Source organism: Gemmatimonadota bacterium (genome assembly GCA_016713785.1).
Classification (GTDB): domain Bacteria; phylum Gemmatimonadota; class Gemmatimonadetes; order Gemmatimonadales; family GWC2-71-9; genus JADJOM01.
Window position 1 is genome coordinate 1,299,413 of record JADJOM010000003.1, and the last position, 25,976, is coordinate 1,325,388.

The 25,976-nt window shown below is 72.8% G+C and carries 19 protein-coding genes; 10 read left to right on the top strand and 9 right to left on the bottom strand.

Going from position 1 to position 25,976, the window contains the following annotated elements; all coding sequences use genetic code 11:
- Nucleotides 1-64 precede the first annotated feature (64 nt).
- The 5 genes from IPJ95_13845 (at nt 65) to IPJ95_13865 (ending at nt 8,396) form a co-directional block, all read left to right on the top strand.
- Nucleotides 65-979, top strand: a complete 915-nt coding sequence (locus IPJ95_13845) for an FHA domain-containing protein (GenBank protein ID MBK7924687.1) — start codon at nt 65-67, stop codon at nt 977-979.
- Complete coding sequence (locus IPJ95_13850; protein ID MBK7924688.1) at nt 976-2,679, top strand: protein kinase; 1,704 nt, start codon at nt 976-978, stop codon at nt 2,677-2,679. The genes IPJ95_13845 and IPJ95_13850 overlap by 4 nt, the downstream gene beginning before the upstream one ends.
- Nucleotides 2,680-2,687: 8 nt before the next feature.
- On the top strand, nt 2,688-3,716 hold the full coding sequence (locus IPJ95_13855; protein MBK7924689.1) for a Stp1/IreP family PP2C-type Ser/Thr phosphatase: 1,029 nt from the start codon (nt 2,688-2,690) through the stop codon (nt 3,714-3,716).
- A gap of 10 nt (nt 3,717-3,726) precedes the next feature.
- Entirely contained in the window at nt 3,727-5,187 is a 1,461-nt protein-coding gene (locus IPJ95_13860) for a trypsin-like peptidase domain-containing protein (GenBank protein ID MBK7924690.1), read from the top strand.
- A 1,055-nt stretch (nt 5,188-6,242) separates the two neighbouring features.
- Nucleotides 6,243-8,396: an EAL domain-containing protein gene (locus IPJ95_13865; protein MBK7924691.1), complete on the top strand. Its 2,154-nt coding sequence runs from the start codon at nt 6,243-6,245 to the stop codon at nt 8,394-8,396.
- 30 nt (nt 8,397-8,426) lie between these two features.
- On the opposite strand, the gene IPJ95_13870 is transcribed toward IPJ95_13865, so the two are convergent.
- From IPJ95_13870 to murQ, 3 genes are read right to left on the bottom strand one after another with little or no spacing between them, the layout of a single operon-like run.
- Nucleotides 8,427-9,869, bottom strand: coding sequence for a hypothetical protein (locus tag IPJ95_13870; GenBank protein MBK7924692.1), 1,443 nt, complete (start codon nt 9,867-9,869; stop codon nt 8,427-8,429).
- A complete protein-coding gene (locus IPJ95_13875; GenBank protein ID MBK7924693.1) occupies nt 9,866-10,975 on the bottom strand; it encodes an anhydro-N-acetylmuramic acid kinase in 1,110 nt (369 codons plus the stop codon). The genes IPJ95_13870 and IPJ95_13875 overlap by 4 nt, the downstream gene beginning before the upstream one ends.
- Nucleotides 10,972-11,898 carry an N-acetylmuramic acid 6-phosphate etherase gene (gene murQ / locus IPJ95_13880; protein MBK7924694.1) on the bottom strand — a complete coding sequence of 309 codons (927 nt, stop codon included), beginning with the start codon at nt 11,896-11,898 and terminating at the stop codon, nt 10,972-10,974. Before murQ ends, IPJ95_13875 begins: the two co-directional genes overlap by 4 nt.
- 84 nt (nt 11,899-11,982) lie before the next feature.
- Here murQ and ggt point away from each other — a divergent pair, with 84 nt between their 5' ends.
- Nucleotides 11,983-13,737, top strand: a complete 1,755-nt coding sequence (gene ggt / locus IPJ95_13885; GenBank protein ID MBK7924695.1) for a gamma-glutamyltransferase — start codon at nt 11,983-11,985, stop codon at nt 13,735-13,737.
- Nucleotides 13,738-13,826: 89 nt separating this feature from the next.
- Here the strand turns inward: ggt and IPJ95_13890 are convergent, their stop codons facing one another.
- On the bottom strand, nt 13,827-14,648 hold the full coding sequence (locus tag IPJ95_13890) for a hypothetical protein (protein MBK7924696.1): 822 nt from the start codon (nt 14,646-14,648) through the stop codon (nt 13,827-13,829).
- A 60-nt stretch (nt 14,649-14,708) separates the two neighbouring features.
- Between IPJ95_13890 and IPJ95_13895 the strand changes: the two genes are divergently transcribed.
- Nucleotides 14,709-16,469 (top strand): ABC transporter ATP-binding protein, encoded by a 1,761-nt coding sequence (locus IPJ95_13895; GenBank protein MBK7924697.1) that lies wholly within the window; start codon nt 14,709-14,711, stop codon nt 16,467-16,469.
- 18 nt (nt 16,470-16,487) lie between these two features.
- On the opposite strand, the gene IPJ95_13900 is transcribed toward IPJ95_13895, so the two are convergent.
- The 5 genes from IPJ95_13900 to IPJ95_13920 form a co-directional block, all read right to left on the bottom strand.
- Nucleotides 16,488-18,257 (bottom strand): SLC13 family permease, encoded by a 1,770-nt coding sequence (locus IPJ95_13900; protein ID MBK7924698.1) that lies wholly within the window; start codon nt 18,255-18,257, stop codon nt 16,488-16,490.
- 76 nt (nt 18,258-18,333) lie between these two features.
- Entirely contained in the window at nt 18,334-19,053 is a 720-nt protein-coding gene (locus IPJ95_13905; GenBank protein MBK7924699.1) for a cytochrome c biogenesis protein CcdA, read from the bottom strand.
- Nucleotides 19,046-19,510, bottom strand: coding sequence for a transcriptional repressor (locus IPJ95_13910; GenBank protein ID MBK7924700.1), 465 nt, complete (start codon nt 19,508-19,510; stop codon nt 19,046-19,048). Before IPJ95_13910 ends, IPJ95_13905 begins: the two co-directional genes overlap by 8 nt.
- Entirely contained in the window at nt 19,488-19,871 is a 384-nt protein-coding gene (locus IPJ95_13915; GenBank protein MBK7924701.1) for a hypothetical protein, read from the bottom strand. The genes IPJ95_13910 and IPJ95_13915 overlap by 23 nt, the downstream gene beginning before the upstream one ends.
- Nucleotides 19,868-20,956 carry a hypothetical protein gene (locus IPJ95_13920; GenBank protein MBK7924702.1) on the bottom strand — a complete coding sequence of 363 codons (1,089 nt, stop codon included), beginning with the start codon at nt 20,954-20,956 and terminating at the stop codon, nt 19,868-19,870. The genes IPJ95_13915 and IPJ95_13920 overlap by 4 nt, the downstream gene beginning before the upstream one ends.
- Nucleotides 20,957-21,183: 227 nt before the next feature.
- Here IPJ95_13920 and IPJ95_13925 point away from each other — a divergent pair, with 227 nt between their 5' ends.
- The 3 genes from IPJ95_13925 (at nt 21,184) to IPJ95_13935 (ending at nt 25,938) form a co-directional block, all read left to right on the top strand.
- On the top strand, nt 21,184-23,331 hold the full coding sequence (locus tag IPJ95_13925; GenBank protein MBK7924703.1) for a TonB-dependent receptor: 2,148 nt from the start codon (nt 21,184-21,186) through the stop codon (nt 23,329-23,331).
- Between the two features lie 170 nt (nt 23,332-23,501).
- A complete protein-coding gene (locus tag IPJ95_13930) occupies nt 23,502-24,572 on the top strand; it encodes a PAS domain S-box protein (protein ID MBK7924704.1) in 1,071 nt (356 codons plus the stop codon).
- Between the two features lie 4 nt (nt 24,573-24,576).
- Nucleotides 24,577-25,938, top strand: a complete 1,362-nt coding sequence (locus tag IPJ95_13935) for a sigma-54-dependent Fis family transcriptional regulator (protein MBK7924705.1) — start codon at nt 24,577-24,579, stop codon at nt 25,936-25,938.
- Nucleotides 25,939-25,976: the final 38 nt, after the last annotated feature.

Below are 25,976 nucleotides of genomic sequence, written 5' to 3' on the forward strand. Positions count from 1 at the left end.
TCATCAAGCGCCTGGCGTGTAACGGTCGGCGATTCGCCGCGCCCCGGTCCGGGGCAGTGGCGTAATGTCGCCCCCGGCACCCGAGGTGTCCCGTGGCGCGGCGGGCGGACCCGGCCTCAAGTGTCCCAGCTGCAACGCGGGGGTCACGGCCGACCTGCCCTTCTGCGGCCAGTGCGGCACCCGCCTGACGCAGGCCCGGGCCGCGCACGCCTGCACCCGCTGCGGCCGCCTCAATGAACAGGGCTCCAAGTTCTGCCCCGCCTGCGGCGCCGCCTTCGGGAGCACCGGGCCCCAGCCGCTGGTCCCCACGCCCGGAAACGCCAAGGCCCCGGCGAGCGTCCCCCAGCTGGCGCTGCTCGACCGCGGCGGGCAGGTGGCCCAGCGGTTCGCGCTCGTGAACGCGGTGACCACGCTCGGGCGGCAGGGCGCCGACATCAACTTCCCCGACGACGACTACCTCTCCCCCCTGCACGCGCAGTTCCTGTTCCTCGACGGCATCCTGACGTTGCGTGACCTGGGGAGCAAGAACGGCACCTGGCTCTACCTCGAGGAGCCCCACAAGCTGTCCGACGGCGACCTGATCCTGCTCGGCAGCCAGATCCTGCGCTACCGTCGGCTGGGCTATCCCGGCCCGCGTCCGCCGGAACAGGACGCCACCCGCCGGCTGGGGAGCCTCACCCCCGCGGCCGACATCGCCAACCTGGCGCAGGTGCGGGGCGACGGCAGCGCGCGGGACCTCCTCACCCTCTCGCCGGGACGCTCGGTGCGGATCGGGCGGGAGCAGGGCGACTGGCAGTTCCCCTACGACTCCTCGATGAGCGCGCTGCACGCCCTCATCCGGAGCGAGGACGCCGATTTCGTGCTGGTGGACGCCGGCAGCCGCAACGGCGTGGCGGTGGCGGTGAAGGGCGAGCGGCGGGTGCCCCCCGGGGCGCGGCTGCTCGTCGGGGACCAGATGCTGCGCGCGGAGATCGCATGAAGGTCTGCACCACCTGCGCCGCCGAGTACGGCGACGACCAGCTCTTCTGCCAGCGGGACGGCACGCCGCTCCGGAAGTCGGGGGCGGCGGGCGACCTGCTGGGCCAGGTGATCGCCGAGCGGTACCACATCACGAAGAAGCTGGGCGAGGGCGGCATGGGCCAGGTGTACCTGGCCGAGCACGTGAAGATGGGCCGCCGCTGCGCCATCAAGATCATGATGCCGGGCACGATGAGCGACCCGGACGCCATCAGCCGCTTCAACCGCGAGGCGGCCAACGCGAGCCGGATCAGCCACCCCAACGTCTGCGCCATCTACGACTTCGGCGAGACGCCGGACGGGCTCATCTACCTGGCCATGGAGTTCATCGAGGGCAAGAGCCTGAGCGGGCTCATGGAAGACGCCGGGATCCTGCCGCTGGCACGGGCGTCGGCCATCGTGACCCAGACGGCGGAGGCGCTGCAGGTAGCCCACGACCTGGGCATCGTGCACCGCGACCTCAAGCCCGACAACATCATGGTGATCACCGCCCGCGACAAGGACACCGTCAAGGTGGTGGACTTCGGGATCGCCAAGGCCATCGGGGGCGACGACGGCAAGGCGCAGAAGGTCACCAAGACGGGCTTCGTGGTGGGCACCCCGGAGTACATGAGCCCGGAGCAGCTGGCGGGGGACGGCGTCGACGGCCGGAGCGACCTCTACTCCCTGGGCCTGGTCTTCTACAAGATGCTGACGGGGGCGAGCCCCTTCCCCGCCGACAGCCAGCAGGAGACCATGATCAAGCGCCTGACCGACGACCCGCTGCCGCTGGCGGTGGCGCGTCCGGACGTGCGCTTCCCGGCGGAGGTGCAGCGGGTGATCGACCGGGCGCTGGCCCGCAATCCCGACCAGCGCTACCGCACCGCCGGCGAACTGGCCCGCGAGGTGAAGGCCCTCGCCACCCACTCGATGGGCGCGGTGGACGTCGAGGCCGGGACCCAGGTGGTCAAGCCGGAGGACCTCAAGGCCGCCGTCCCCGCCACCCGCGTCGACCCCGCGGCGGGGCGCGCGCCCAAGGCCGCGCCGCCGACCCAGGTGGCCGGGTCCCGCGCCCCGAGCGCCCCGCCGGCCAAGGCGGGCCTGCCGATGGTGCCGATCGCGGTGGCGGCGGCGGTGATCGTGCTGGGCGGGGGCGGGTTCCTGTTCAAGGACGCGCTGCTGGGCGGCGGGTCGGACAGCACGGGCACCGGCGACAGCATTCATCAGCCCGTCGCGGCGGATACCGGCAGGCCGGCGGGCACCGACCCCGGTCCGGTCACCCAGTTGAGCAACCCCGACACCGCGAAACCGGTGGAACCCGGCAACGTCAGGCCCGCGGGCGGGCGGACCACGCCCGGCACCACGCCCGGCACCACGCCGGGCGGCACCTCGAACCCCGGCGCGTCCGATCCACCACGCGCGACGGTGGTCCTCCCCGACGTCGAGGACATCTTCGACCCCGCGCTCCGGGACGCCGCCCGCCAGAAGGCGGAGGCGATCTACCGCCGGCGCGACGTCACCGATTCCGTCCGCGCCGCCGCGGCGAACATGGTGGCCGCGGCGTACCAGCAGGATGAGAAGTACGCCGACGCGCTGACCTGGGCCAACCGGTCGAACGATCTGCGCCCGAGCGAGCAGACGCAGGGGCTCATCAATCGTCTCAAGCAGCTGCTGGGGAACTGAGGAACCGCATGGCCCAAGGCAGCATCCACATCTCCGTCTTCGGCAAGACCGACGTCGGGAAGACCCGCGACCACAACGAGGACACCTTCCTCGTCGCGGACCTGACCCGCAAGGTCGCGAGCCTCCAGCCCGACGTGCGCGAGCACGACGTCGGGGCCCGCGGGACGCTGTTCATGGTGGCCGACGGCATGGGGGGCGCCGCCGCCGGCGAGGTGGCCAGCCGGATGGCCGCCGACGTGGTGTTCAGCCACATGTCGAGCGTCTGGGCCGACGACGGCGAGGTGAGCGCCCAGCGCTTCGCTTACCGCATGAAGGAGGCGGTGGAGCTGGCCAACAACCGCATCCACCAGCACGCCAAGGATCACCCCGAGGTGCGCGGCATGGGCACCACCGCCACCGTGGCCGGGGTCTTCGGCGCCGACCTCTACCTGGCGCAGGTGGGCGACAGCCGCGCCTACCTGGTCCGCCGTGGCGGCATCACCCAGATCACCAAGGACCAGTCGCTCATGCAGCGGCTGGTCGAAGCGGGCGAGCTCACCGAGGAAGAGGCCGAGCAGAGCGAGCGGCGCAACATCATCCTGCAGGCGCTCGGCCCCGACCCCCGGGTCAAGGTGGACCTGACCTACCAGGCGCTGCGGCGGGGCGACCTGCTGGTGCTCTGCTCCGACGGCCTCTCCGGGCAGGTCAAGAAGGAGGAGATCGCCCAGGTCGCCGCGGAGGCGACGGAGCTGGTCGATCTCTGCTCCCGCCTGATCACCCTGGCCAACGAGCGCGGCGGCCCCGACAACATCACCGCGATCGCGGCGCGCTTCGGCGGCGACGGGCTGGCCGAGCCGGACGGCGCCGCGGGCGTGGGGCACCAGGTCTACCCGCTGCGGGAAGAAGAGACCACCACCGAGCCGGTCCCCGTCTACACCGGGAGCCCGGCCCCCGTCCCCATCAGCGAGCAGCCCGCGCCTCCCCGCCGCGCCCTGCTCGGCCTGCTCGCGCTGCTGGCGCTGGCCGCCGCCCTCTACCTCGCCTTCGGCAGCCGCTGACGGGCCCCGGATGAAAGCCCAGTTCACCTTTCTCTCGGGCTCCCGCACCGGCCAGACCGACATCTTCAGCCAGGCCCACATCAGCATCGGCCGGCACCCGCAGTCCGAGCTCCGCTTCGACGCCGACAAGGACCTGGACGTCTCCAGCCGCCACGCCGCGGTGACCCTGGTGGGTGAGTTCTACGTCCTGCGCGACCTCGGCAGCACCAACGGCACCCTGGTGAACGGGAAGAAGCTCACGGGGGAGCACGTGCTCGCCTCGGGCGACGTGCTGACCTTCGGCGCCAACGGGCCCCGGGTGGAATTCACGGTGATCGGCGCCCAGCGCGCGGGCTCCGCGCCGGCCGGGGAAGCGCCCGGCGCCCAGGGCGGGGGTACCGTGGTCTTCGGCAGCCAGGAGCCCCCCGCCCCGCCCCCCGCCCCCAAGCTCACCCCGGAGCAACAGCGCAGCCCGCGGCGGACCCCGGGCCCCGGCACCCAGACCAAGGTGCGCATGGAGGTGCGGCGGCAGACCAAGTCGCTCCGCAACACCACCCTGGGGCTCTTCGCCCTGCTGCTGGTGGTGGCGGCCGCCTACCTGTGGCAGGTGCGCCAGACCGACCGGGTGCTGGCGGCGCAGCGGCAGCTGCTCCTGGGCACGGTGGACAGCCTGATGCAGCAGATCACCCTGCTCTCGCAGGGGAGCGAGGGGCTCCGGGCGGCGCTCGATTCGGCGCAGTCCGAGGCAGGCCAGCTGCGGGCGCTGCTGGCCGACGCGCCCAACGACGAGGCGCAGATCGCTGAGCTGCGCTCCCGGCTCGAGGCGGCGCTCCGGCAGCAACGCTCGCTCGCGGGCGCCGCCACCATGGACGCGCGGGCGCTCACCGCCGCCAACCGCGACGCCATGGCCATGGTGTTCGTGGAATTCCCCGGCGGGCGGGTGGTGACCGGCACGGCCTTCGCCGTCCGTTCCGACCCGACCGGCGGGCTGCTGCTCACCAACAAGCACGTGGTGGTGGATTCCAACGGCACCATCGCCAGCCGGATCGGCGTGGTGTTCGAGGGCACCCGGCAGAACTTCCGGGCCGATCTGGTGAAGGTCGCCGCCGACGCCGACCTGGCGCTGCTGCGCGCCAGCGTGCACCGCGGCTTCCCGGTGATCAAGGGCCTTGCCGACAGCCTCCGGACCGTGGAGCCCGGAGAGCCTGCCGCCGTGCTCGGCTACCCGCTCGGTCTCGACCTGGCCGGTGGCCGGGACTGGACCACGGTGGGGGTGGCCTCGACCGTGACCCTGGGCACCGTGAGCCGGGTGCAGCCCACCCTGGTGCAGCTGGATGGCTACGGCGCCCAGGGCTCTAGCGGCAGCCCGATCCTCGACCGGACCGGGGTGGTCATCGGCATCCTGTACGGGGGTCAGCCCGGCAGCAACGGCCGGATCCTGTACGGGGTTCCGGTGCGCTTTGCCCAGCGGCTGCTCGCCGAGACCGAATAACCCCCCGGGGTGAGGGGGGTCACCGCCCCCACGCCCCTCCCGCTCACATGATGAGCGGAATGCCCCCCAAACCGACGGCCATGTTCCGCGCCATCTTCGGCAGGCTCCTGAGCAGCGCCGCGCTCGGGGGCATCGTGCTGTTCGTGGCCGGGGCGGCCGCGGGCACCTGGTGGACGCTGGACCGCATCAACGAGGCCGTCCGGGGCACGGTCCGCACCGGCCTCACCACCGTGCTTGCCAACGCGCGGGAGGCCACCCATCACTGGGTGACCCGCCAGCAGGTGCTGGTGGCGGGCCTCGCCTCCGATCGCTCGCTCGGCGAGGCCGTGGCGGCGCTGGTCAGCGCCGCCGACCGGGGGCGGTCCACCGAACTGGCCACCCGCGAACTCGAGCGGGTGCTCGATCCGGGCATCCGGGCCAACTCGCTCCGGGGCTTCTGGATCTTCGACGTGGACGGGCGCAGCCTCGGCCGCTGGCCGGCCACCCTCCCTTCGCGGCTGCCTCCCAGCATGCAGGAGCCGTTCGAGCGGGCGCTCGACGGCCTCCCGACCGTCAGCACCTTTCTTCTCGCATCGGGGCAGACCGGACCGGTGGCCGCGCTGGCGCCCATCCGCGACCGGCAGGGGGTGACGGTGGCGGTGCTCGGGCTCGCGCTCCCCGCCCAGGCGGAGCTGGAGCAGATCGCGGCCCAGAGCCATCACCGGAGCCTCGGGCAGGTCTACTTCTTCGACCGCACCGGCCGGATCCTCGGCAGCAGCGTCAGCCTGCCCCCCTGGGGCCAGGAGAGCCGCCTGGTGGAGCCCGGCACCCAGCAGCTCACCCGGATGGCGCGGGCGGCCGTGGACCGCGGCGCGGACCTCGACCTCGACGGCTATCGCGACTTCCAGGGCCGGGCCGTGGTCGGCGCCTGGGAGTGGGACGCGCAGCTCGGGCTGGGACTGGCCGTCGAGGCGGAGGTGGCCCAGGCCTACCACGTGGCAGAGACGGCCCGGCGGGCACTGCTGGTGGCGCTGGGCCTCACGCTCCTGCTCTTCCTGGCCGTGCTCGCCAGCGTGATGCTGGCCCGCCGCCGGGCGGTGGCGCTCACCGCGCTGCAGCACCGGCTGGCCGCGGTGCTCGAGTCCACCACCGACCCGGTCTGCTTCGCCGATTCGCATGGCTCCCCGCTCTACCTCAATGAAGCGGGACGCCGCCTGCTGCTGGGCGCCGGCGGCACCGAGGACGCCTCGCTGCTCGCGGCGCGGGTGCTGCTCCGTCCCGAGGCGCGGCAGGCGGCGGAGGACCGGGGCACCTGGAGCGGGGAAAGCACGCTGCTGCTGGCCGATGGCCGCGAGCTGACGCTGTCCCAGGTACTCATCTGCCATCGCACCGAGCAGGGGGTGGTGGACTTCTACTCCACGCTGGCGCGCGACATCACCGAGCGGAAGCAGCTGGAGCGGCGGCTCTCCGAGGAGAAGGAACGGGCCGAGGTGACCCTGGGGTCGATCGGCGACGCGGTGATCCGCACCGACGCGCTGGGGGTCATCGAGTACCTGAACCCGGTGGCGGCGGAGCTGCTCGGCGAGACGCCGGCGGCCCTCATCGGCGAGTCGATCGCGGGGCAGATCGTCCTGGTGCACGAGACCACCCGCGAGCCGCTGGAGAACCCGGTGGAGACCGCCCTCCGGGAGCGCCGGGTGGTGGGGCGCTCCAACTTCTCGCTGCTGATCCGGCCGGACGGGCGCGAATTCGCCATCGACGAGAGCGCGGCGCCGATCGCCGGCGCCGACGGCGAGATCCTCGGCGCGGTGTTCATCTTCCACGACGTGAGCCGCGCCCGCAGCCTGGCCCGGCAGCTGGCCCACCAGGCCAGCCACGATTTCCTCACCGGGCTGGTCAACCGCCACGAGTTCGAGCGCCGGGTGGGCCGGGCACTCACCCGGGCGCAGCAGGAGGCGGTGACCCACGCCCTCTGCTTCCTCGACCTCGACCAGTTCAAGGTGGTCAACGATACCTGCGGCCACGTGGCGGGGGATGAACTGCTGCGGCAGCTGGCCCAGGCGCTGACCCGGAAGATCCGCCGCCGCGACACCCTGGCGCGGCTCGGCGGGGACGAGTTCGGCGTGCTGCTGGAGCACTGCCCGCCGGGCCAGGCCGCCCGGGTGGCCCACGACCTCCTCGAGACCATCCAGGAGTTCCGCTTCGTCTGGGAGGGCAAGCCCTTCGCCCTCGGGGTGAGCATCGGGGTGGTGCCCATCACGGCGGAGAGCGAGAGCCTGGCCACCATCCTGCGCGACGCCGACGCCGCCTGCTATGCCGCCAAGGAGCGGGGCCGCAACCGGGTCCACTTCTACGAACCCAACGACGTGCTGCTGGCGGTGCGCCAGGGGGAGATGCAGTGGGTCTCCCGCATCACCAGCGCGCTCGAGGAACAGCGCTTCCGGCTCTACGGGCAGGTGATCGCGCCGCTGGTCTCGCGGCCCAACGAGCCGCCCCGGCTCGAGGTGCTGCTGCGGCTGATCGAGCGGGACGGGTCGATCATCGCGCCCGGCGCGTTCATCCCGGCGGCGGAGCGCTACAACCTGATGGGGGCGGTGGACCGCTGGGTGGTGCGCGAGGTGATGACGCTCTACGACCGGGCGGTGCGCCAGGGCCCGGTGCCGATCGCCTCGATCAACCTCTCCGGCGCCTCGCTCGGCGACCCGAGCATGCTCGCCTACGTGCGCGAGATGCTGGCGCGGCACCAGCTGCCGCCCGAGACGCTCTGCTTCGAGATCACCGAGACGGCGGCCATCGCCAACCTGGCGCTGGCGGCCCACTTCATCCGCGAGCTCAAGGCCATCGGCTGCTGGTTCGCGCTGGATGACTTCGGCAGCGGGATGTCGTCCTTTGCCTACCTGCAGAGCCTGCCGGTGGATGCGCTCAAGATCGCCGGGGCCTTCCTGCGGCACATCGAAACCGATGCGGTGGAGTACGCGATGGTCGAGGCGATCACCCGGGTGGGGCACGTCATGCGGCTCAAGGTGGTGGCCGAGGGGGTGGAGAACCTCGACACCCTGGAGACCCTCCGCACGCTGGGGGTGGACTACGCCCAGGGCTTTGCGATCGGGGAGCCGGTGCCCCTGGAGCAGCTGATGCTGGGCCCGCCGCTCACCGGCGCGGCGGAGGCGGTGGCCCGCCGGGGCCAGCTGCCGCCGCTCTCCCCCAGGACCCGCCCCGCCACCGTCTGACGGGTAGGGCCGGTGGCGGCCGGTCGCCGCTCAGCGCGGCGCGCCCACCGGTGCCAGCCGCTCCGCGATCCACCCCGCCACCGCCTGCTGCATGAGGGGCTGCCGGTGCCAGGCCAGCAGCACCGGGCAGCCCTCGGGCACCTGGTCGAGCAGGCGCGGGTGCGCGAACAGCACCACCAGCGCGGCGCCCGGCACCAGCGCGGCCAGGCGGGCCCACGCCTCGGGCCCGAAGCCGGCGCGGCCCTTGGCGGCCCGCGGCTCCGCGAAGGCCAGCACCACCCGCGCCCCACCATGCGACTCGACGATACCGCGCGCGGCGAGCGTGCGGCGCACGATGTCGCTCGGGCCCGGCGCGTACCATCCGCCCTGGTCATCGTCCACCACCGCCAGCTCCACGCCCGCCAGCCGCGGCGGCAGTTCGCCGCGGCGGGCGCCGCGCGCCAGCAGGCGGCCCGCGAGCGCCGCCGCACCGGCCGGATCGGGTTCGGCCGTTCCCGGGGCGTGCGACACCCGCGCGAGCGCCTCCCCGTAGCGGCGCATCGCGCCGGCCACGCGATCCGCGGGGAGCGTCCCGTCGGCCGCGGCACGGTCGAGCGCGGCGATGGTCCCCGCGAGGTCCCCGGGATAGAGCAGGATGTCGCACCCGGCGGCGATCGAGGCCACCGCCGCCGCGGCCTCGGTGATCCCGGCCTGCGCGCCGCTCATGATGAACGCGTCGGTGACCACCAGCCCCTGGAAGCCGAGCGCCTCCCGCAGGTGGCCCAGGATCACCGGCGAGCGGGTGGCGGGCACGCCGGCCGGATCCCAGCGGGGAAAGGCCACGTGCGAGGTCATCACCGACCCGACGCCCGCGGCCACCGCCGACGCAAAGGGCACCAGGTCGCTGGTGGTCAGCGCGGCCAGCGGGAGGTCCACCGTCGGCAGCCGGTCGTGCGAGTCGTGGCGGGTACGACCGTGCCCGGGATAGTGCTTGGCGCAGGCCAACGCCCCTTCCGCCTGGCAGGCGGCAACCCAGGCGGCCACCTGCCGGCCCACCCGCGCCGGATCCGCGCCGAACGCACGGGTCTGCACGATCGGGTTCTCCGGCTCCAGGTCCAGGTCGGCGACCGGGGCGAAGATCCAGTTGAGCCCCACGGCGAGAGCGTCGCGCGCGGTGACGCGCCCCGCCCAGGCGATCGCGGCCTCGTCCTCGAGGCTCGCCAGCGCGGCCGGCGGCGGCACCGGCGTGAGGCCCCGGGCCTGCTGGCCCGCGCCCCGCTCCAGGTCGGCACCCAGGAGCAGCGGCCGCCCGGCCCGGGCGCGGATCCGGGCGGTGAGGGCCGCCACCTCGTCGGCACGCGCGCCGGGGACACCGAAGAGGATGAACCCGCCCACGCCGAGCGCGAGCGCGGCGTCGATGGCCTCGTGTTCGTGGTGGAAGCCGGTCTCCCGGCGCCAGCGCAGGGCCGGGAGCACCAGGCGCGCCAGCCTCATGCGGGCGTGACCTGCCCGAGGATCCGTGGCGCGGCGGCGCCGGTGGCGGCGGGGATGTTCCCGGGCTGCCCGTGGACGGTGAGGTACCCCAGCAGCGCGAACGCCACCGCCTCCTTGGCGTCGCCGGTGAAGAACAGGTCATCGAACAGGGCGAGCGACTGGCCGCGGGCGCCGAGAAGCGCCTCGAGCCGCTCCCGCAGCACCGGGTGGTGCATCCCGCCCCCGGAGCCGATGACCTCCGGGGTGCCCGGCACCCAGCGGGCCAGCGCCTCGCTCACGGTCCGCGCCGTGAGCTCCACCGCGGTGGCGACGCCGTCGGCGCCGGGCGCCTCGCGGTGGATCCGCTCCGCCAGCGCCAGACCGAACCGCTCCCGCCCGGTGCTCTTGGGCGGCGCCTGGCTGAAGAACGGGTCGGTGAGCAGGGCCGCCAGCAGCGCCTCGTGCACCCGCCCCTGCCGGGCCAGGCGGCCGTCGTGGTCGAACCGGAGCGCGCGATCCACCATGCGCGCCACCGCGTCCATGAGCGCCACGCCGGGCCCGGTGTCGAAGGCCAGCACCCCCTGCTCCGCCGAGCGGCGCGGCACTAGGGTGAGGTTGGCCATGCCGCCCAGGTTGAGCAGCACCCGGGCATGCTCCGGATGGCCGAAGAGCAGGCTGTCGGCCATCGGCACGAGCGGCGCGCCCTGCCCGCCCGCGGCCACGTCACGCGCGCGGAAGTTGCTCACCACGCGCACCCCGAACCGCTCCGCCAGGACCGCCGGCTCCCCGAGCTGCCAGCTCACGGCCGGTGGCTCGTGCCAGATGGTCTGGCCGTGCATGGCGATGAACCCGAGGTCCGAGGCGCGGGTGTGGGTCTCGGCCAGCACCCCCTCCACCGCCTCCACGGCCCACTCGGACAGCCGCACGTGCAGCAGCGCCAGCTCCCGCGCGCCGCCGGCCGCGATCGCCGCGAGGAGTTGCTCCCGCTCGGCGGTGCTGTAGGGCCGGGTCTCGAACCCGAGCAGCTGGCAGCGGGTGGGGCCCTCGAATCGCACCAAGGCGGCGTCCACGCCATCGAGCGAGGTGCCGGACATCAGGCCCACGGCGAGGGTCGGGCGTTCGGTCATGGGGTGGTCACTCCCGGGGGGTCACCGATGATCTCACGAAGCCGGCCCTGGTGGGCCTCCAGCAGCTGCTCGGCACCGGCGAGGTCCACGCCGCGGCGCTCCATCACGATGGCCGGCTTGACCCGGCCCGCGGCGGCCTGGAGCAGGTCGCGGGCCCGGTCCCGGGACACCCCGGTGGCCTCCATCAGGATCCGCTCGCTGCGGTCCTGCAGCTTGGCGTTCCAGGCGCGGAGGTCCACCATCAGGTTGCCCCAGGTCTTGCCCATCCGGATCATGGCGCCGGTGGTGAGCATGTTGAGCACCAGCTTGGTGGCGGTCCCGGCCTTCATGCGGGTGGAGCCGGTCACCACCTCGGGACCGACCCGGAGCACGATGCACTCGTCGCAGGTGTCCCGCAGCACCTGCGGCGGCTCGGCGCAGGTCACCAGCACCGTGCGCGCGCCCAGCGCCTGGGCCCGCCCCAGCGCCGCGCGCACGTAGGGCGTGGAGCCGCTGGCGGCGATCCCGACCACCACGTCGACGTTGCGCACCCGGTGGGCATCCATCTCGGCGATGCCGGCGTTGAGGTCGTCCTCGGCGCCCTCCACCGAGCGGACGAGGGCCTTGAAGCCCCCGGCGATGATGCCGGTGACCAGCTCCGGGTCGGTGCCGAAGGTGGGAGGACACTCGGAGGCGTCGAGCACGCCGAGACGGCCGCTGGTCCCGGCGCCGATGTAGTAGAGGCGGCCCCCCGCACGGAAGGCCGCCTCGATATGGTCGATGGTCCGGGCAATCTCCGCTCGCATCCGGCCCACCGCCACCGGGACCGCCTGGTCCTCGGCGTTGATGAGGTCCACCAGCTCCAGGGCGGTGGCGCGGTCGATGCCGGCGGTGCGCGGGTTGCGCCGCTCGGTCAGTCGCGGGTCGAGGAAGGAGTCGGTCATTGGTGGGCGCGGGGTGCGCGCCGTAAATTAGGGGAGGTCCATCCGCCCCAGCAACAACCCGATCCCCTGGCCCCCGAGACCCGCGTGCGCCTCCGCGTCCCTTCGCTCCTGCTCGCCAGCCTTGCCCTGGGCACCGCCTGCACCAGTTCCGGCCCGATCACCTCCCGCAGCGGCCCGACGGTGCCGGCGCCGACCGCAGGGATCAACCCGGCCTGGCCGCTCGCCGGCAAGGCGCGGGTGGCCGTGGGACGGCAGGCCATGGTGGTCTCGGGCAACCCGATTGCGAGCGAGGTGGGCCGGCAGGTGCTCGAGGCCGGCGGCAACGCGGTCGATGCCGCCGTGGCCGTGGGCTTTGCGCTGGCGGTGGTGCACCCCGAGGCGGGGAACATCGGTGGCGGCGGCTTCATGGTGTTCCGCATGGCCGACGGCACCACCGCCGCGCTCGACTACCGCGAGGCGGCGCCAGGTCGGGCCACCCACGACATGTACCTCGACCGCTCCGGCGACCCGACCGCCCTGTCCGACAAGGGGCACCTCGCCGCCGGTGTCCCGGGGTCGGTGGCGGGCATGGTGACCGCGCACCAGCGCTTTGGTCGGCTGCCGCTGGCCTCGGTCCTGGATCCGGCCATCCGGCTCGCCACCGAGGGGTTCCTGGTGGACGACTATCGCAGCCGCTCCATCGATGGCTACCGCGCCTGGCTGTACACCTTCCCCGCCTCGCGCCGCTACTTCCTGCCGGAGAACGGCCAGGCGCCGCCCCCCGGCAGCACCCTGGTGCAGGCGGACCTGGGCCGCACCCTGACCGCCATCCGCGACCACGGCGCCGACGGGTTCTACCGGGGCTGGGTGGCCGACTCGATCGTGGCGGAGATGGCGCGGGGCGGCGGGCTGATCAGCCACGAGGACCTCGCCGCCTACCGGGCCATCTGGCGCGACCCGGTCCGGATCACCTACCGGGGCTATGCCATCTACTCCATGCCCCCGGCGTCCTCCGGGGGCGTGACCCTGGGCCTGATCCTCAACATCCTCGAGGGCTACGACCGGCTGCCCCCGTTCGGCTCGCCGGCCCTGCTGCATCGCGAGGCGGAGGCGATGCGGCGCGCCTTCACCGACCGCAACATCTACCTGGGTGACCCGGCCTTCGTGCGCATGCCGCTCGAGCGACTGCTCTCGAAGGAGTACGCCGCTACCCTCCGGCAGCAGATCGACCCGTCGCACGCCACGCCGACGCCGCCGTTCGATCCCACCCTGCGCGACGGCAACTCCACCACCCACTATTCGGTGGTCGATGCCGAGGGCAACGCCGTCAGCTGCACCACCACCCTCAACGACAGCTACGGCAGCGCCGTGGCGGTCTCGGGCGCGGGGTTCCTGCTCAACGACGAGATGGACGACTTCACCACGGCCCCGGGGAAGCCCAACGGCTACGGCCTCATCCAGGGCGAGGCCAACGCGATCCAGCCGGGCAAGCGGATGCTCTCCGCCATGACGCCGAGCATCGTCCTGGACCCCGAGGGCCAGCTCTACCTGGTGGTGGGCACCCCGGGCGGGCCGACGATCATCACCCAGGTGTACCACGTGATCTCCAACGTGATCGACCACGGGATGTCGCTGGCCGACGCGGTGGCGGCACCCCGCATGCACCACCAGGCGCTGCCCGACGCCATCCGCCTGGAGCGGAACGGGTTCCAGCCCGGCGCCATCGCCGCGCTCGAGGCGCTGGGACATGCCCTCGAGTACCGCGGCCGCTGGGGGGACGTCGAGGCGATCATCCGGACGCCCACCGGGTGGCAGGGCGTCTCGGATCCGCGGCTGGGGGGGGGCGGCGCGGGCTACTAGGCGGGGACAACGGGGGGGGAAACGAGCGAGGGAAGGTGCGGGGGATGCCCCGCGCCTTCCCTTGCTGTTGCCGCGGACCTGGAGGCAGCCTAGCGGGTGATGGTGAAGTCCGCGCCCAGGGTGAAGATCACCTTGAACCCCGGCGCGACGATCACGTCGCGGTCCGCGGTCTGGTTGGCGAGCACCGCCCCGCCGACGGCACCGGCGATGCCGCCCACCACGGCGCCCGTCTTGCCACCCACCACCTTGCCGGCCACCGCGCCGCCGGCCGCGCCGGCACCCACCCGGACCGCGCCGCCCGCCGTGACGCCCTGCCCCTTGAGGTCGTGCTCGATGAACTTGGTGCCCGCCTCGCCGGTGATCGGGTAGGCGGTGCCGCCGATGACCACTTCCTCGGCCGCGATGCGCACCCGGCCGTCCTCGTCGTTCTTGTTCTTGGCCGGCTCGAGCACCAGTACCTTGAAGGTCACCACGGAACCGGCGGGGATCGCCACGCGGCCCTGGGCGTCCTTCACGTCGGCGCTGATGGTGGCGTGGAACTTCTCGCCCACCTTGTTGTGCCGGGAGTGCAGCGAGTCGTTGGCGCTGGCGTCGATGCTGGTGCCGCTGGCCAGGGTCATCTTCCGGGGCGCGGGCGCCGCCGGCGCGGGCGCGGTGGCCGGATTGGCCGTCGGCTTGGGCTTGGGCTGCGCCGGCGCCGGCGCGGGGGCCGGGGCGGGCGCGGGGACGGTGGCCGGCGTGGGCGCGGCGGTGTCCGCCGGTGCCGGCTGGTCGTTGAGCGCCGTGGTCGACTCCGCGGGGGCCAGCTGGAGGTCGCGCGACAGGCTGTCGGCCTGGGCCTGCTGCCCGCCGCCCTTGCCGCAGGCGATCAGGGCCACGAGCGCGAGACCGGTGCTGAGCTTCCGTACCATGGGACCTCCCTCTCCAGATGACTTGCCCGGCGCGGCGCGACGGGGCGACATTGATGAACGATGCTCCACCTTCGGCGACTCCTGCCCGCGGCCCGGCCCTACTGGGCCGTCTTTGCCGCCGGCTTCGTGTGTGTCCTGCTCTCCAACTTCTTCACCACCCTCGCGCCCCGCTTCCTGCAGCAGGGCATCGATGCGCTGGGTGGTGGCGGCACCGCCGCCACGGTGCGGCAGGCCATCCTGAGCCTGCTGGCGGTCGCCACCGCGGGGGGCATCGCGCGCTACGGCATGCGCGAGTCCCTCAACAGCGTGAGCCGCCGGGTCGAGACCGACCTGCGCGACCGGCTGTACCAGCACCTGCAGCGGCTCTCGGCGGCCTTCTACGACCGCTACGCCACCGGCGACCTCATGGCCCGCACCACCAACGACCTGCTGGCCGTCCGCATGGTCGCCGGGCCGGGACTCATGTACCTGAGCGACACGATCGTCCGCACCGCCCTGGTGCTGCCGTACATGCTGCACATCAGCCCGCGCCTCACCGGCCTGGCCCTGCTGCCGCTGCTGGGCCTGCCCGTGGGCATGGTGGCGTTCGGGCAGGCCATCCATCGCCGCAGCCAGCGCATCCAGGCGGCGTTCAGCGATCTCTCCAGCGCGGTCCACGAGAACCTGTCAGGCGCCCGCGTGGTGCGCGCCTACCGCCAGGAGGCGGCGGAGATCGCGCGGTTCAGCACGTTAAACGCGGACTACGCCGGCCGCAATCTCGCCCTGGCCCGGGTGGCGGGGGCCTTCCACCCCCTGCTCGCCCTCTTCGGCGGGCTCGGGGCGGCGGTGGTGATCTGGGTCGGGGGTGGGCTGGTGATCCAGGGCACCATGACGGCCGGCGAGTTCGTGGCCTTCGGGGTGTACCTGGTCACCCTGGTGTGGCCGATGATCGCCCTGGGGTGGGTGGTGAACCTGGTGCAGCGGGGCGAAGCCTCGATGGGCCGCATCAACGAACTGATGGACGCGGTGCCGGCCATCCAGGAGCCCGCCACCCCGCGCCAGCTGCCGCCCGCGGCCACCGCCCGGAGCCTGGCCTTCGAGGGGGTCGCGTTCCGCTACCCCAACGCCCACGACCGCGGCGAGGTGCTCTCCGACATCTCCTTCACCGTGCCCGCCGGCGGGTCGCTCGGCGTGGTGGGTGCCACCGGTTCGGGCAAGAGCACCCTGGCCGAGCTGATCGTCCGCAGCTACGACCCGGACCGGGGCCGCATCCTGATCGATGGGGTGGACCTGCGCGACCTGCGCTTCGACGACCTGCGCCGGGTGGTGGGCTTCGTGCCACAGGAGACCTTCCTGTTCAGCGACACCCTGCGGGCCAACGTCCTGCTGGGCGCGCCGGACGACGGCCGGCTGGAGCGGGTGATCCAGACCTCGCAGCTGGTCGAGGCCCTCCCCTCCCTGCCCCGCGGGATCGACACCATGCTCGGGGAGCGCGGCGTGAATCTCTCGGGCGGGCAGCGGCAGCGGACGGCCATCGCCCGCGCACTGGCCCAGGACCCGCCGATCTTCGTGCTGGACGACGCCCTCTCCGCGGTGGACGGCGAGACCGAGCTGCGCATCCTGCGCGGCCTGCGCGACGCCCTGGCCCAGCGCACCCGGGTGATCATCTCCCACCGCCTCTCGGCGGTGCGCGATGCCGACTGGATCCTGGTGCTGGACGGGGGCCGGGTCGTGGAAGAGGGCGTCCACGACGACCTCATGGCCCGGCAGGGCCGCTACTGGGAGCTGCTGCAGCGCCAGGAGGTCGAGGCGGAGCTCGAGGAGCAGGCGCCGCACGCCTGAGGCGGCGCCCCGTACCGCCTAGAGCCCCCACCACCAGGGGATGACGAGGACCGTGGTGATCACCGTGGTGATGGTGAGCGGCAGGCCCACCCGCACGTAGTCGAAGAAACGGTAGCCCCCCGGCCCGTAGACCATCGTGTTGGTCTGGTACCCGATGGGCGTCAGGAAGCTGTTGGACGCCGCCACCGCCACCGCGATCGCGAAGGGACGCGGGTCCACGCCGAGCTGCTGCGCGCTGGCAAAGGCGATCGGGAAGAGCAGCGCCGCCGCGGCGTTGTTGGTGATGAGCTCGGTGGTGACCACCGTGGCGAGCACCAGCCCGAGCAGCGCCCCGTGCACGCTGTGCCCCCCGGAGGCGTCGAGCACCAGCCTTGCCACCACCGCCGCCAGCCCCGACTTGTCCATCGCCGCCCCCAGCGCGAACGACGCCGCGATGACGATGATCGTGTCGAGCTCGATGGCGTTCCGCGCCTCGGTGGCGGTCAGCACGCCGAAGGCCACCAGCGCCACTACCCCCACCAGCGCCGCCTGCAGGATCGGGACGAAGCCCGCCCCCGCCACTCCCACGATCAGCAGCCCGATGACCCCGACGATCCAAGCCTTGCGGCTGACCGCGGGCGGGGTGCCGTCCATCGCCGCCACCATCAGGAAGTCGTTCCGGTCCCGCCACCGGTCCCGGAAGCCGGGGTCGGCCAGCACCAGCAGGGTGTCGCCCAGCCGGAGCTTGACCTCGCCGAGCTTGGCCGCCACCGCCTGCCCGCTGCGGTGGATCGCCACCACGGCGGCCTGGTAGGTCCGCCGGAACTCCACCTCCTTGAGCGTCTTGCCCACCAGCGGCGAGTTGGCGCCCACCACCGCCTGGTAGAACCCGTGCCGCGCCGAGTCGAAGTGCGACATGTGCTGCGCCTCGGCCGAGACCAGGCCGCGGCGGCTCTGCAGGTCCACCACGTTGTCGGCCCGCCCCACGAAGTTGAGCCGGTCCCCGCCCCGGAGCACCTGGTTCGGCGCCACCGGCACGATCTGCTCGCCGTCGCGCTCGACCTCGGCCAGGAACACCCCCTGCAGGTTGCGGAGCCCCCCCGCCTCCACCTCCACCCCGTCGAGCGGCCCGCCCGGCACGACGGTCATGGTGGCGGCAAACTCGCGGACGCTCTCCTCCAGCTGGGCCCGGGTGGGCCGCCGGTCGGGCTGCAGCCAGGGCACGGTGATGATCATCGTGATGAGCCCGATGATGGCCACCGGGAGGCCCACCGGGGTGACCTCGAACAGGCCGAGCGGCGCGCCCCCGGCCTGGTGCAGCATGCCCGACACCACGAGGTTGGTGGAGGTCCCGATCGTGGTCATGACTCCGCCCAGCACCACCGCGAACGACATCGGCATCAGGTAGCGCGAGGCCGACTCACGCACCCGGTCCGACCAGCGCAGGATCTGGGGGATCATCATTGCGACGATCGGGGTGTTGTTGAGGAAGGCGGAGGCGGCCGCCGAGGGAACGAGGAGCTTGGTCATGGCCCAGCGCCCGCCGTGGCCCTGGCCGAGGAGCCGTTCCAGCACCGGCTGCAGCAGGCCGGTCTTCTCCGCGGCCCGGGCCAGGATGTAGAGCGCGGCCACCGTCATCGGCGCGGGGTTGCCGAACCCGGCGAAGGCCTGCTCGGGCGTGATGACGCCGCCGAGGAGGAGGGCGATGGCGGCGGCGAGCATCACGTTGGCCGGGGCCATGAGGTCCTTGACCAGGAGGACCAGCGTGAGCAGCGTGACCGCGAGCGTGAACCAGGCGTGCCAAGTCATCGGTATGTCCGGTTGACCCTATGGGTTTGATAGACTTTACCCGCCCAATCGCCCGGTGCTCCCCGGCCCGCCGGCCCTACAACCGCTCCAGCAGCCCCGCAGGGGTCAGGCCCTGCAGGAACCCCGCCAGCCGGGTGAACTGGCCGGTGATGAGCAGCACCCCCACCACGATCAGCAGCAGGCCGCTCACCCGCATCACCCAGGGGAGGTAGGGCCGGAACTTCTGGAACCAGGCCAGGAAGCGGTCCACCGCCCAGGCCGCCAGCAGGAACGGCACCGCCAGCCCCGCCGAATAGGCGCCGAGCAGCAGCATGCCCCGCCCGAAGGTGTCGGCCGCCGAGGCGAGCCCGAGGATGCCGCCCAGGATGGGGCCGATGCAGGGCGTCCAGCCAGCGGCAAACGCCATGCCGACCAGGACGGACCCGAGGAAGCCGAGCGGCTTATCCTGCAGGTGAACGCGCTTGTCCTGCAGCAGGACATTGGACTTGATCACCCCAAGGCACACCAGCCCGAAGACGATGATCAGCACGCCGCCGAGGCGCTGGAGCCACACCTTGTGGAACGCGAGCGTCCGGCCCAGGGCGCTGGCGGTGGCCCCGAGCAGCAGGAAGACGAGGGTGAACCCCAGCACGAAGAGCAGCGCGTGCGTGAACGCTACCCGGCGGCGCGAGCTCATCTCGTCGAGCGAGAGGCCGGTGAGGAACCCGATGTAGGAAGGCACCAGCGGCAGCACGCACGGGCTGAGGAAGCTCAGGATCCCGGCACTGAACGCAACCAGCAGCGAAAAGTCAGCCAAACGCCCTCCGTTGACACTCCCGGCAGGTGCCGTACAGCTCGAGGCGATGGCGCTCCGCCTTGAACCCGTGCTCATCCGCGATGATCGGCAGCATGCGCTCGAGCCGTTCGTGCTGGAATTCTTCCACCCGGCCGCAGCGGAGGCAGATCAGGTGATGGTGACTGGGCTGGGGCGGGTTCGGCTCGTAGCGCCGGTACCCCTGCCCGAAGTCGTGGGCCCGCACCAGCCCGCTCTCGACCAGCAGTTCCAGGGTGCGGTAGATCGTGGCGAGCCCCACGGAGGCGCCGGCCGCCAGGAGCTGGCGCCGGATCTGTTCCACCGACAGGTGTTCATCGGAGAGCAGCACCACCCGGGCGATCTGCTGGCGGGGCCGGGTGACCGGCTGGCCGTGATCCTTGAGGTGGCGCCGGAACCGGTCGAGGAGGACCTCCCCCTCAGCCCGGCTGAGCCGCGCCATCCAGCACCGGGAACCACTCCGCGACCGGGATCGGGCGCGGGTCCTCGTCTTCCAGCCGACGGCGCACCCCGGCGAGCAGGTCGCCCAGGGTCTCGACCGGCCCGCTGCCGACTTCCTCCAGGAACGCCTCGAACTTGCCGCGCTCCTTGCCCTTGAGCGTGTGCATGAAGCGGGCGGTGTAGATCCGGCGCCGCTCCTGCGCGGGCCCGTCCACCCGGGAGATCATCGCCGTCCCCCACTCCCGCCCGTCCTTCCGGATGGTGCGGAACTGCCAGACGCCATCGACCTCGGTCACCGGGATCTCGGCGGCGACCTGGCCGGCCAGCCGGGCCCAGCCTGATCCGGGCTGATTGAGTATCACGCGCGGGTGCCTTTCTCGACGTAGAACCGCAGGACGTGCATGAAGTCCTGCGCGTTGGTGACGACGCCGTACGCCTGGTGGGTGCCGCGGTCCTTGAGCTTGTGCACCACGAACTCCGTCTGGTCCACGCAGATGGTCATCAGCGGGGTGGGCACGCCGTCGTACCGGGTATGGTAGGCGGGGAGCATGTTGCCCACCGCGATGGCGTGCAGGGCGCTCGCGATGAGAATCGCCCCCGTGGCATGGACCGTCTGCTCCCGCATGGCGTCCTGGGCGGCGAGCGCGTCGGTGTGGATGCCCGGCAGCGGGCCATCGTCCCGGATGGAGCCGGCAAGCACGTACGGGATCTTCCGGGTCACCAGCGCATGCATGATGCCGCTGTGGACCAGCCCCGAGGCCACGGCCGCCTCGATGGACCCCAGCGCCCGCACCTGGTTGATGGCCCGCATGTGCAGGCCGTGCCCACCGTCGGTAGGCTTGCCGGTGCTGCTCATGCCCAGGGTGGTGCCGTAGATGGCGGCTTCGATGTCGTGCACCGCGACGGCGTTCCCCGCCAGCATGGCGTGCACGTACCCCTGCTGGATGAACCACTCGAAGTCGTGCCGGGCCCGGGCGTGCACCAGCGCCGGCCCCGCGACCCAGATCAGGAAGCCGCCGCGCCGCTTCTCCTCGATCAGCCGCGCCGCGAGCTCCTCGTAGTTCACCGGCCGCTCGCGGCTCACCTCGCTCGACATGAAGCGGAACTCGTTGGCGCTGTGCGCGCCGCCGAGGAAGCCCGCGGTGTGGACGTAGATGCCCTCGCTGCCGTCCTCGGCCAGCCCCATGGCCACGCGTTCGCCGCGCCGGAGCCGCCGGGGCTCGATCACCTCGAGGTGATCGCTCCGCTCCACGATCGCGCAGTCCATCCGCGGGCGGGTGGGCAGGTGCCAGCGGCCCCCGGCGCGGACGTAGGTGGGGAGGTTGGAGGTGGAGAAGAACCCGTCGGGGAGGACGCCGTCGGCCGCGACCGCCTCGAAGCGGGCCTCCGGCGCACGGGCCAGCGCGGGGGCCGTAAAGTCCGGCGCGGAATACTCTTGCGGCGTCATAGGGTGCCGCAATCTAAGGGATGGCCGGAGGGTGATTCAAGGCAAGCCGGGATGGGGGATTTGCCCCACCGCTGGTGGAAATGGCCCACCACCCATGCGGCTGGTGAGCCAGCGCCGGCGGGAGACGACCCGTGGACGCATGGATCGATGCCCGGCACAAGACCTGCCTTGGGCCGGTCGCGCGCGCGTCGCGCTGCGTGCTTTCACCCACCCCATCGGGAGTCGTGATGCGAGCTGTGTCGTGCGGTGCCCTGGTGCTCCTCCTTGCCGCGCCCCTGGCGGCCCAGGTCCCGGCCCGCCGGGATTCCACCGCGCGGGACACCGCGCGCGTGCTCCCGGAACTGACCGTGACCGTGACCCGCGCCCAGGAGACCGTGAGCCGGGTGCCGGCCGCCGTCAGCGTGGTCGACCCGCGGGACCTCAAGGGGGCGCAGGCCAACCTCGGGCTGGACGAGTCGCTGAACAACCTCCCGGGCGTCTACGTCGCCAATCGCTACAACTTCAACCTCGACCAGCGGCTGGTCATCCGGGGCTTCGGTACCCGCTCCAACTTCGGGCTGCGCGGCATCAAGGTGATGCTCGACGGCATTCCCCAGACCCTGCCCGACGGCCAGAGCCAGCTCAACAACGTGGATTTCGCCAACCTCGGCCGCATCGAGGTGCTGCGCGGCGCCTCCAGCTCGCTGTACGGCAATGCCTCGGGCGGCGTGGTCTCGCTCACCACCGAGCCGGCGGGGCCGGGGCCGTTCTCCCAGTCGGTCCGGGCCGAGGGCGGGTCGTTCGGGCTGTTCCGGATCCACAGCCGCACCACGGCGCGGCGCGGCGCGGCGAGCGGCACCCTGTCGCTGTCCCGCACCACCGCCGACGGCAGCCGGCAGTGGAGTCGCAGCGAGTTCACCCAGCTCAACCTGGGCGGCGACTACCTCCTGGGCGGGGCCACCACCATCGGACTCCGCTTCGGGTACACCGATGCCCCGATCGCGCGGAACCCGGGCGCCCTCACCGCCACGGAGTTCCTTGCCAACCCCGACTCCGCCTCCGCCAACAGCATCCGCCGCCGGGCCGACAAGGACCTGTGGCAGGGCCAGCTCGCGGTCACGGCGCGGCACTTCACCGGGCGCGGTGAATGGAGCGTGGCGCTCTTCGGCGTGCAGCGCGACCTCAAGAACGCCCTCGGCTCGCCGCCGCCCCAGGGGCCCGGCGCCAACGTGGGCATCTACAACGAGATCGGCCGGAAGGCCGGGGGCGTGCGCCTCGCCGGCGACCAACGTCTCGGACGCTCCGAGCGCGCCGTCCGGGTGGTCGCGGGGCTCGACCTGCAGACCATGCGGGACGACCGCCGCGGCTGGCGCTCGGTGGACGGCCAGCCCGACACCCTGATCCAGAGCCAGCTCGAGAAGGTGACGGAGGTGGGCCCCTTCCTGCAGCTGCACTGGTCGCCGTCGGCCGACCTCGCCCTGAGCGGCGGCCTCCGCTATGACGCGGTGCGCTTCGACGTGGCGGACAAGCACCTGCTCGATGGCGTGGATGGCACCGGCGATCGCACCATGTCGGCGGCCTCCGGGAACCTCGGCGCCACCTGGCTGCGCTACCAGGCCTTCAGCCCCTACGTGACGGTCTCCACCAGCTTCGAGACCCCGACCACCACCGAGCTCGCCAACCAGCCCAACTCGACGAGCGGGTTCAATACCACCATCGATCCCTCCCGCTCGGTGAACTACGAGCTGGGCGCCCGGGGCGTCGCGGGCCGCTTCACCTACTCGGTGGCCGGGTTCGTGGGACGGGTCAAGGACGCCATCGTGCAGTTCAGCGAGGTGAGCGGCCGCGGCTACTTCACCAACGCCGGGCGGCTCAAGAATGACGGCATCGAGCTTGGGGTGAGCGCCCGGGTGGCGGAGCCGCTGCGCGTCTTCGGCAACTGGACCTACGCCAACTACCGGTATGACACGTACCGGATCGTCACCGGCGCCACCGTCGACACCCTGGACGGCAAGCGCCTCCCTGGGGTGCCCAAGGCCTTCATCCGCTTGGGACTCCGGGCCGGCCCGATCCGGGGCTTCGCACTCGACCTGGACCACACCATGTCCTCGTCGCTCTTCGCGGACGACAAGAACACGATCTACGTTTCGGGCTGGGGCGCCAAGCCGTCGACCGGCGACATCCCCGGCATCGGCAGCGGGGTGACCAACCTCCGGCTCAGCTGGGAAGGCACCTCCGGGGGCGCCTGGATCCGGCCGTTCCTCGGCATCAACAACCTGGGCGACCGCACCTACGTGAGCGCCCTGACCATCAACGGGGCCTTCGGGCGGGTCTTCGAGCCCGCGCCGGGGCGCAACTACTACGTGGGCGCCGAGATCGGCTGGGCCGCCCGCTAGGGCGGGGACACGGAACCGGCGGGACCGGCGGGGGTGCCTGACGGCCACGGGGGGAACTGACCTCCCCTCCCGGGGTCGGCGGGTGCCCCCGCGCCGTTTGCCGTGCCGGATGCCCCTCTTTCGGTCCGGCCCCGGTTCCTGCAGCTTACCGGTATCCGCCACCCCCCGAGATGCTCGTCACGCCTCCCCTCGCCACCACCGACGCCCACTACCGCGAGCGCTTCGAGCAGGTGGGGGCGGTCCAGCTGCTGCTCGACCCGGAGCAGGGCGTGATCGTGGATGCCAACCCGGCGGCGGCAGCGTTCTACGGCTATCCCCGGGAGACCCTGCGCGGGATGTCGGTCACCCGCATCGAGACCCTGCCGGAGGACGAGGTGCGGCAGGCGCTGCTCCTCGCCTCCCTGGTCGGCGGCCACTACCGCGGCTTCCCCCACCGCCTCGCCTCGGGGGACCTCCGGCTGGTGGAGATCTACGCCGGCCCCTGCCACCTCGACGGGCGCACCCTGCTGTACGAGATCATCCACGACGTGACCGAGCAGATCCAGCTGGAGCGGGCCCGGGCCGAGGTGGAAGCCGGGGCCCAGCGGCTCGGGGCGGTGGCGGTCGGCGTGGCCCACGAGGTCCGCAATCCGCTGTTCGGAATCTCCTCCACCCTCGATGCCTTCCGGGCCCGCTTCGGGGAGCGCCCCGAGTTCCAGCCCTACCTCGAGGTACTGGGCGAGCAGGTGGAGCGCCTGAGCCGCCTGATGCGGGACCTGCTCGAATACGGCAAGCCAGCCCGGACTGAGCGGGTCCCGGGCGACCTGGCCAGGGTGGTCACCCAGGCCCTGGGCGGCTGCCGGCCCGTGGCCGAGCAGCACGGCGTGCGGCTGGCCCGCACCGGCCCGGCAACCGGCCCGGCCGTCCGGATGGATGCCGCACGGCTCCAGCAGCTGCTGCAGAACCTGGTGGAGAACGGGGTGCAGCACTCCCCGAAGGACGGCCAGGTGCTGGTGGCGGTGGAGGTGCGCCGGGAGGCCGGTGAGGTGACCCTCACGGTGAGCGATGAGGGACCGGGATTCCGCGCCGAAGACCTCCCCAGGGTGTTCGAGCCGTTCTTCACCCGCCGCCAGGGCGGCACCGGCCTGGGCCTGGCCATCGCGCAGCGCGTGGTGGCCGAACATGAGGGCCGGCTCACCGCCGCCAACGGGCCCGCCGGCGGCGCGCACCTGACCGTGACCCTGCCCCTCCTCCCCGGCTGAGCCCATGGCGCGCAACCGCATTCTCATCGTGGATGACGACGCCGCCATCCGGTTCGGCCTGCGCGACTTCCTCGAGACCCGGGGGTACCGGGTGGAGGAGGCGGCCACCGCCCTGGCGGCGGAGCAGGCATTCCGCGCCGCGCCCCCTGACGCCGTCATCAGCGACTACCGCCTCCCCGACGGCGACGCGTTGCAGCTGCTGCCGCGCCTGCGCGCCATCGCCGACCAGGTGCCGGTCATCCTGCTCACCGGGCACGGCTCCGTGGAGCTCGCGGTCCAGGCCATGAAGGAAGGCGCCGAGCACTTCCTGACCAAGCCGGTCACGCTGCCGGCCCTGCTGGTGGTGCTGGAGCGGAGCCTGGAGCACCAGCGCAACCGGCAGCAGCAGCTGGCCCGCAAGGCACGGCAGGAGCGCCGCACGGTCGACCCGTTTCTCGGCACCAGCGCCGCCATCCGGACCCTGGCGGCGGAGGCGCGCCGGGTCGCGGGGGCGGAGCGGCCGGTGTACCTTCGCGGCGAGACCGGGACCGGCAAGGGCGTGGTGGCGCGCTGGCTCCACGCCCACGGCCCCCGGGCGGACGAGGCCTTCGTGGACCTCAACTGCGCCGGCCTCCCCCGCGAACTGGTGGAGTCGGAGCTGTTCGGACACGAGCGCGGCGCCTTCACCGGCGCGGTGCAGAGCAAGGTGGGGCTGCTCGACCTGGCCCACCGGGGCACGCTGTTCCTGGACGAGATCGGGGACATGGAGCCCGCGCTCCAGCCCAAGTTCCTCAAGGTGCTCGAGGAACAGCGCTTCCGGCGGGTCGGGGATGTCCGGGACCGGCAGGTGGACCTGCAGCTCATCGCGGCCACCCACCAGGACCTCGCGGCCCGGGTGACCGGTGGCCAGTTCCGGGGCGACCTGTACTTCCGGATCAGCACCCTTCCGCTGGCGGTGCCGGCGCTGCGGGACCGGGTGGAAGACATCCCCGCGCTGGCCCGCGTGCTGCTGGACGGCCTGGCGCAGGACATCGGGCGGCCGGCCATCGGCCTGGCCCCCGACGCCCTCGCGGCGTTGGCCCACTACCCGTGGCCGGGCAACATCCGGGAGCTGCGCAACGTGCTGGAGCGCGCCGCCCTGCTGGGCGACGGCACCGAGCTGCGCGCGGCGGACCTCCGCTTCGAGGCCGGCTTCGGCGCGCCGCCCGCCGCCGCGGCACCGGACCTGGGGGGGCTCACGCTCAAGGAGCTGGAGCGCCAGCAGATCGAGCGGGTGCTGCGCGAGGAAAAGGGCAAGGTGGAGCCGGCCGCGCGGCGGCTCGGCATCCCCCGCAGTTCGCTGTACCAGAAACTCAAGCAGTACCAGATCGCGGTGCCCAGGGCGTAGCACGGGCCCGCGCCCGACCCCGTCATTCCGAGGCAGCC

Excerpts from the sequence above, each read along its gene's own strand:
- IPJ95_13845 (MBK7924687.1), top strand. The coding sequence starts at position 65 with ATGTCGCCCCCGGCACCCGAGGTGTCCCGTGGCGCGGCGGGCGGACCC.
- IPJ95_13850 (MBK7924688.1), top strand. The coding sequence starts at position 976 with ATGAAGGTCTGCACCACCTGCGCCGCCGAGTACGGCGACGACCAGCTC.
- IPJ95_13855 (MBK7924689.1), top strand. The coding sequence starts at position 2,688 with ATGGCCCAAGGCAGCATCCACATCTCCGTCTTCGGCAAGACCGACGTC.
- IPJ95_13860 (MBK7924690.1), top strand. The coding sequence starts at position 3,727 with ATGAAAGCCCAGTTCACCTTTCTCTCGGGCTCCCGCACCGGCCAGACC.
- IPJ95_13865 (MBK7924691.1), top strand. The coding sequence starts at position 6,243 with ATGCTGGCCCGCCGCCGGGCGGTGGCGCTCACCGCGCTGCAGCACCGG.
- IPJ95_13870 (MBK7924692.1), bottom strand. The coding sequence starts at position 9,869 with ATGAGGCTGGCGCGCCTGGTGCTCCCGGCCCTGCGCTGGCGCCGGGAG.
- IPJ95_13875 (MBK7924693.1), bottom strand. The coding sequence starts at position 10,975 with ATGACCGAACGCCCGACCCTCGCCGTGGGCCTGATGTCCGGCACCTCG.
- murQ (MBK7924694.1), bottom strand. The coding sequence starts at position 11,898 with ATGACCGACTCCTTCCTCGACCCGCGACTGACCGAGCGGCGCAACCCG.
- IPJ95_13890 (MBK7924696.1), bottom strand. The coding sequence starts at position 14,648 with ATGGTACGGAAGCTCAGCACCGGTCTCGCGCTCGTGGCCCTGATCGCC.
- IPJ95_13895 (MBK7924697.1), top strand. The coding sequence starts at position 14,709 with ATGCTCCACCTTCGGCGACTCCTGCCCGCGGCCCGGCCCTACTGGGCC.
- IPJ95_13900 (MBK7924698.1), bottom strand. The coding sequence starts at position 18,257 with ATGACTTGGCACGCCTGGTTCACGCTCGCGGTCACGCTGCTCACGCTG.
- IPJ95_13910 (MBK7924700.1), bottom strand. The coding sequence starts at position 19,510 with ATGGCGCGGCTCAGCCGGGCTGAGGGGGAGGTCCTCCTCGACCGGTTC.
- IPJ95_13920 (MBK7924702.1), bottom strand. The coding sequence starts at position 20,956 with ATGACGCCGCAAGAGTATTCCGCGCCGGACTTTACGGCCCCCGCGCTG.
- IPJ95_13925 (MBK7924703.1), top strand. The coding sequence starts at position 21,184 with ATGCGAGCTGTGTCGTGCGGTGCCCTGGTGCTCCTCCTTGCCGCGCCC.
- IPJ95_13930 (MBK7924704.1), top strand. The coding sequence starts at position 23,502 with ATGCTCGTCACGCCTCCCCTCGCCACCACCGACGCCCACTACCGCGAG.
- IPJ95_13935 (MBK7924705.1), top strand. The coding sequence starts at position 24,577 with ATGGCGCGCAACCGCATTCTCATCGTGGATGACGACGCCGCCATCCGG.